Annotated in this window: 4 protein-coding genes; 1 reads left to right on the top strand and 3 read right to left on the bottom strand. The window is 58.6% G+C overall.

Annotated elements, in window-relative coordinates:
- Window positions 1-668 precede the first annotated feature (668 nt).
- The gene (locus VGN12_00560; GenBank protein ID HEY4307915.1) at window positions 669-2,333 is read left to right on the top strand and encodes a S8 family serine peptidase; all 1,665 of its coding nucleotides are present in this window, start codon (window positions 669-671) and stop codon (window positions 2,331-2,333) included.
- A gap of 594 nt (window positions 2,334-2,927) precedes the next feature.
- On the opposite strand, the gene VGN12_00555 is transcribed toward VGN12_00560, so the two are convergent.
- From VGN12_00555 to VGN12_00545, 3 genes are read right to left on the bottom strand one after another with little or no spacing between them, the layout of a single operon-like run.
- Entirely contained in the window at window positions 2,928-4,916 is a 1,989-nt protein-coding gene (locus VGN12_00555) for a heterodisulfide reductase-related iron-sulfur binding cluster (protein ID HEY4307914.1), read from the bottom strand.
- A gap of 20 nt (window positions 4,917-4,936) precedes the next feature.
- Entirely contained in the window at window positions 4,937-5,899 is a 963-nt protein-coding gene (locus tag VGN12_00550) for an electron transfer flavoprotein subunit alpha/FixB family protein (protein HEY4307913.1), read from the bottom strand.
- A gap of 1 nt (window position 5,900) precedes the next feature.
- The gene (locus VGN12_00545; protein HEY4307912.1) at window positions 5,901-6,641 is read right to left on the bottom strand and encodes an electron transfer flavoprotein subunit beta/FixA family protein; all 741 of its coding nucleotides are present in this window, start codon (window positions 6,639-6,641) and stop codon (window positions 5,901-5,903) included.
- Between the last annotated feature and the right edge of the window lie 166 nt (window positions 6,642-6,807).

The raw sequence follows: 6,807 nt of genomic DNA, 5'->3' as shown, positions 1-6,807 counted from the left end.
ACACCAACCCCTACCCCAACGGCGACTCCGACGGCAACTCCCAGCGCAACTCCTACGGCTACGCCTGCAGGCATCCCATGCGGAGACTTGGTTTCTTTCCAGGTGCGCTGCACGCATACTGTCAACGGCGACAGACTGCAGGCCAAGCTTACCCTCACCAATACGAGCCACTCGGGCCAGCAGGTCACCATCACAGTCGATGGCAATCCCAATCAGGTAACAATTAATGGGAACAAGGCCCAACTTCAGATTGCCAACGAGCCGCTCGGGCAACACACGGTTGCACTTACTAATCCAGCCGGTTGTTTCGCGCCGGTTATCACAAATTGTAACTAATGCAGACTCTTCGTGCAATGGATTCATGATCATGCTGGAACCTCAGATTGCAGGATCGAGTTAGGTTCCGGGAATAGCGAATCAAACCACTTCTCTATCAACGCGGCGTCCGGGAGTTGCCGGACGCCGCTGCCTATTAGAGTCAATAACAAGAAAGTTCTATGACATCAAACCGTGCATTCACATCGGCAAGCGGGCGGCGGCTCTTTCGTTCATCGTTCATCGCAGCAACTGCGCTAGCAGCGCTGGGGGCGCTCGGCTCCTCGCGTGCTAGCAGTCATGGTAGCCCGCCCGAACAGGCGCCGAGCGCGACCAAGATTGCGCCTTGGGTCATGGAACACACGGCGAACGGTCAGCAGGCGGAATTTCTGGTCGTGCTCGCTGACCAGGCCGACCTTGGTGGAGCGGCAGCTTTGCCGACAAAGAACGAAAAGAGCCGCTATGTGTACGATGTGCTGCGGAATAAGAGTCAGGCTACCCAAGGCCCGATTCTGCAATGGCTAAGTGAACGCGGGCTCGACCATCAAACTTTCTACATCGTCAACGCAATCTTGGTGAAGGGCTGCCGCGAGATCGCCGAGGCAGTGGCTGCCCGGCAAGACGTGGCGCGCGTGGAGGGCAATCCCAGCATTCAAAATTCGTTTCCTCAACCGGGTCCCGCGGCTGATGCGTCCTCGCAACCTGGGGCTCCGGCGACCATCGAGCCGGGAATCAATTATACACACGCGCCTCAGGTCTGGGCGCTCGGATTCAACGGGCAGAATATTGTAGTGGCGAGCGCGGACACTGGTCAGCGCTGGACGCATAATGCGCTTAAACCTCACTACCGCGGCTGGAATGGAACGGTGGCTGATCACAATTATAACTGGCATGACTCCATCCACGACAGCGTCGGTAACCCGTGCGGTAATGATTCGCCGTTTCCTTGCGATGATTATTTCCACGGAACGCACACCACCGGCACAGCGATCGGTGATGACGGAGCTGGCAACCAGATCGGAATGGCGCCTGGCGCAAAGTGGATTGGTTGCCGTAACATGGACCAGGGTACCGGCACACCGGCCAGATATATCGAGTGTATGGAATGGTTCCTCGCGCCTTACCCGATAGGCGGTGGGCAAGGCGACCCGACCAAGGCACCCGATATTACCATTAACTCCTGGGGTTGCCCCACGTCGGAAGGCTGTTCGCCTAACACATTGCAAGCTGCCGTTGACGCTCAAGCTGCTGCTGGCATTATGATGGTAGTCGCGGCGGGTAACTCCGGATCGAGTTGTTCCACTGTGACAGATCCACCATCGCTGTATGCGACTTCCTACACGGCCGGGGCACTGAACACCGGCACCGACACGATTGCTTCCTTTAGCAGCCGCGGTCCGGTTACTGCCGATGGAAGCGGCCGGATAAAACCGGATATCAGCGCTCCAGGCACTAACACGCGTTCGGCCTCTAACACATCCGATAATGCCTATACGTTTGCCAGCGGCACCTCCATGGCTACTCCGCATATCGCCGGCGCCATGGCGCTGCTCTGGTCCGCCATGCCGAGCTTGCAGAACCAGATCGACCCGAGCCGGGCAGCCTTAAATAACGCAGCTGTTCATATCGCGTCCACCCAGTGTGGCAGTGCCGGACCGCCAAACAACGTTTATGGCTGGGGCCGGGTCGATATCCTGGCCGCTGTAACCAGCGCCACACCAACTCCAACTCCGACGCCGACGGCAACTCCCACTCCTACGGCGACGCCTGGCCCGATCACGCTCAGAGGCCAGGGAAAAAAGGTGGGGGGAATAAATACATCGCGTCTCAAATGGAGAGGAGCGACCTCGGCCAACATCGACGTCAACCGCAATGGAGTTGTGATCGCGACAACGCCGAACGATGGTTTGTATGACGACTCCACCGGCACAACCGGCCAGGCTAGCTTCATGTACAAGGTTTGTGACGCTGGAACCCAGACCTGCTCTAACACTGTGACTGTCAATTTCGGGCCGTAAGGGAACCAACCGGAGCGCAGACTTACCATTGGTTTTCGGGGCGACGCCGGTCCCCGCCCGTAGCGCTTGTTCTTCCTGATCCGTAATCGGTGATTTGTAGCCGGAGTCGTTGACCCGGCCGTCGTTTAGCGTTGCCAAAAGGTGGATCGGCTTCTCTGAAGACGATACCAACCGCCCTCATGCGCATGCCTGCCCGCATTTCGTCGAAGTCGGCGAGATGTTCTCCCAATGTTGCCACCGGAGTGGGGCTTGCTTCGGTATGTTGTAGCTTAGCGTTCCGTCTCGCAACTTCTCTGCCTGTTTGAACGAATGCAGCGCCAACGAGCTTTAGCAATTGGCCGTGTCGAGTGGGGCAGACGGACACTGACGCAAGCTTTGTTCTTACCGTGGCGGGTAATTACGCCTTTCGGCGGCCCGTCCGCGAATTCGATGAATGGTGCGTTCTCCAACTGGTCACCAGCCGCTGTCGTGATCATTGGAACTTACTAGTATGTGCGTTAGATGAGATACACGATGCATTCATATCTTTGGACTTGTTTCTCGTATCGCTAAATCCGCGACTGTCGCCCTCCGATTTGGCGGGGCTTCGACGCCTTAGGGTAGTCCTGGAGTACTGGATGTCCGACGGCTGAGGAGCAACTCGGCGATGTCGAGCACCTTCACATTTTCTCCTCCTTGCGTGCCCGCCATGCCGTCGGTCATCATGTTCAAACAAAACGGGCAGGCCGTGGCCACGGTGCGCGCGCCGGTCGCAAGCGCTTCCTGCGACCGCAAATGGGAGACGCGCTGCGACGGTGCCTCCTCAAACCACATTCGACCTCCGCCCGCACCGCAGCAGAAAGTCTTTTTCCCACAGCGAGGCATTTCGCGATACTGCGCGTCGTCAGCAGCGCCGATGACCGCTCGTGTCGCATCCACTTCCCCGTTGACGCGCGCCAGGTAACACGGGTCGTGCAAAGTGATCGGCTCGCCGTTACTGCTGCTGTTGCTCAACCGTCCTGCCCCGACCAGGTCTGCGAGCAGCGTCGAGTGATGTTGCACCTCGTACTGCCCACCGAACTGCGGGTATTCATTCTTGAGCGTGTTGTAACAATGTGGGCACGGCGTGACGATCTTCTTCACTTTGCGGCGGGTAAGCGTCTCGACATTGGTGCGTGCGCGCTGTTGGAAAAGGAACTCATCACCGATTCGGCGCGCGGGATCGCCGGTGCAAGTCTCCTCTTTGCCGAGCACCACGAAGTTCACTCCTGCCTCCTTGAGCAACTGTGCTGTCGCACGCGCGACCTTTTGCGCGCGCGGATCGAATGACGCGGCGCAGCCGACCCAGAGAAGATATTCAAAGCTCGGATTCGATTCGGCCGTCGGCACTTCGAGGCCCTCCGCCCAAGCCAGGCGTTCGGAGTTAGACCGCCCGTATGGATTCGATTGGCTTCCGATCTGTTGCAACGCTTTCGCTGGTGGCCCGGAAAGTTTCCCTTCTCCGATCAGATCGCGCCGCATGTCGCTGATCAAATCGACGTGTCCGATCAAGACCGGGCACTCTTGGACGCACGCCTGACACATCGTGCAGGCCCAGAGCGTTTCATCATGGATCGTTCGATGCACATCCTCGCCGCCTAACGACATCAAATTTCGCAGATCGATCACAACGGCTTTCGGCGAAAGCGGTTTGCCGGTGGCGGTCGCTGGACACGCGTCTTCGCAGCGACCGCACTCCATGCACGAATCAAGGCTGAGCAGTTGTTGACGGTTGAAATCTGCAAGGTCGTGGACTCCGGTGCGACCCGTCTGCTCGACCTCTTCCATTTTCAACGGGACGAGCGCGCCCATGGGCCGCTCGGGACGGCCCGCAATGTTGAGCGGGCCAGTGATCACGTGGAGGAACCGGTTCACCGGAATCGTGGCGAAGAACGTCGCCACCAGAATCGCGTGTAGCCACCAAGCCGCCAGGTGCATCGTTTGGGCGCCGCCTACGTTGATTCCGCGCAACAAGGTCACATCGATCAACCAGCCGACGATCGACCAGTGCGCCAGATCCGGCTGTACTTGGGTGTAATGAAGTCGCAATGCTTCAACCGCGAAACCGGTGATGCCTAACGAGAGAAGTAGCCCCAGGAGCCACCAGTCGCTTCGGTTATGACCAAGGCTCGGCTTACGTTGGAACGCTCGGCGATACATAGCTAACAAGCAACCGGTGATGAATGCCACGCCGAACACGTCCATCGTCAGTTCATAGATGAGGTAGTACCAGCCGTGGTGAAAGTAGTACGGCCCATCATAGGCGATCGCCAAGAGCGTAGTGCCGATTGTCAGCACGACGAACCCACTGAATAGCAGCATGTGGAGGAGAGCGCCGAGCGACTTCTTGTGAACGCGTTTTTGCGCCAGCGCATACTCGACGAGCCGCCGACTCCACACACGCGAGTCACGCTCAAATCCGCCCCGCTGACCTTTACGCCAGAGCCACACCCGGGCTGCGACTTGCCACACGAGCACGGCGATACTCGCCGCAATCATGATGAAAAACACCACCCGCATCCACGGCGCGATGTTGCCAAACACTTCGCGGGTGGCGTTATTCATATTGCTCATTGTATTCCGGCTTAGGCTCGGCGAATCGATTCGATGAGTTGTGGGACGATCTGATACAGGTCGCCTACCAAGGCGTAAGTCGCCATCTGAAAGATCGGCGCGTCGGGGTCTTTGTTAATCGCGACGATAATCCGCGAATCCTTGATGCCGGCCAGGTGCTGAATCGCGCCGGAGATTCCAAGTGCGATGTACAACTCGGGCGCGATGATCTTGCCGGTCTGTCCGATTTGATAATCGTTAGGCGCCATCCCTGCATCGACTGCGGCGCGGGTGGCGCCGATTGCGCCGCCTAACGCGTCCGCTAATCTGCCGACTAGACGCTCGAATGTTTCCTTGTCCTTTAGCGGCCGGCCGCCAGATACCACCACGCGGGCTTCGGTTAGGTCGGGTCGGTCCGACCTGCGCTCTTCGCGGGAGATAAATTGCATGCCGTTGGGAAGCGACGCGGCGTCAAAGTCGAAGTGGCTGATCGGACAGGGCGCTGCATTGGCCGCAGGGGGTTCGAAGGCCGTGGCGCGGACTGTGAGCACGCGGCGGTCTCCTTCCACCTTCACGTTGGCGAACATGCTGCCGGCGTTGATGGGACGTCGGTAGGAAATCGAACCGTCCATTTTTTCGATCGCAATCACATCGGTAACCATTGGCGCGTCGAGCAACGCAGCAGCGCGCGGCAAGACGTCTTTACTAAACGTTGAGGAAGTGCCCAGGATGGTCTTAGCGCCGAGCCTTCGCGCTGCTTCCGCTATCACCATCGCGTAACGGTCGGCCAACGGTTCCGCCAATGCTGGGTCGTCGGCGACAACCACTGCAGACGCGCCGTAGGAAACAAGAGATGCGGCGATCCCATCCAAACCGTGGCCGACCACGAGTAGCGCGTAATTGCCACCGAGTTGTTGGGCCAACGTGATGGCGTGCAACGAGGGGCGCTTCACCTGTTGGCGATCGTGTTCGATTAGTATGAGGGACTCGGCCATGCTAAAGCACCTTCGCCTCCTGCCTTAGTTTCATGATTAGCTCTTCGACTGACTCAACGCGCGTGCCAGCGGGGCGCTTGGGCGGACGCGCAATGGAGAGCACAGTTGTAAGCGGGCGCACAGTTACTCCCAGTTGATCGCAAGTTAGAACTTCAATGGGTTTGCGGCGCGCCTTAATTAAACCGGGCAACGAGACGTAGCGCGGTTCGTTAAGGCGAAGGTCGGTGGTGATAATGGCCGGCAGATTGACTTCGATTACCTCAAGGCCGGCGTCGGTTTCACGCGTGCAACGGGCGCGCGTCTTGTTGTCTAGAAACTCAATCTTCGAGACGAACGTCGCCTGCGGCCAGCCTAACAACCCAGCGAGCATCTGACCGACCTGGTTTGAGTCGTCGTCCACAGCTTGCTTGCCCATGATCACGACGTGCGGCGCTTCTTTCTTGACCACCGCACCGAGAATGCGCGCCACCGCGTAGGGATCGAGCGCGCGGGAATCGTCGACGCGAATGGCGCGATCGACGCCCATTGCCAGCGCGGAGCGGATTTGTTCATCGACGGCCGACACTCCGATCGTGACGCCCACGATTTCCGTTGCTTCGCCGCGTTCGCGAATCCGCAACGCTTCCTCGATGGCGATCTCGTCGAACGAGTTGATCACCGATTTAGGCGTCGAGACCGCTGCGCCCGCGACAGCGACATCGTTAGGGTCGGGCACACTCTTGAACGAAACGAGGATTTTCATCTATCTACCGATGCTCAATCGCAGTTCTAAGGAGAGATCACGTTCCCTGCACCCGCACTCTCTAGCCCTTGCAGTCCGACGTTGCCTCACAGCCCCAGCATCGAGGCGATGATATTGCGCTGGATCTCGCTCGTCCCCGAGTAAAGCTTGCTGCCGATCGCGTCGC

It is taken from the genome of Pirellulales bacterium (assembly GCA_036499395.1).
Lineage (GTDB): Bacteria > Planctomycetota > Planctomycetia > Pirellulales > JACPPG01 > JACPPG01.
Note: the sequence above shows the minus strand (reverse complement) of the source record. Positions and strands in the feature narration are given on the sequence as shown.

Excerpts from the sequence above, each read along its gene's own strand:
- VGN12_00560 (HEY4307915.1), top strand. The coding sequence starts at position 669 with ATGGAACACACGGCGAACGGTCAGCAGGCGGAATTTCTGGTCGTGCTC.
- VGN12_00555 (HEY4307914.1), bottom strand. The coding sequence starts at position 4,916 with ATGAATAACGCCACCCGCGAAGTGTTTGGCAACATCGCGCCGTGGATG.
- VGN12_00550 (HEY4307913.1), bottom strand. The coding sequence starts at position 5,899 with ATGGCCGAGTCCCTCATACTAATCGAACACGATCGCCAACAGGTGAAG.
- VGN12_00545 (HEY4307912.1), bottom strand. The coding sequence starts at position 6,641 with ATGAAAATCCTCGTTTCGTTCAAGAGTGTGCCCGACCCTAACGATGTC.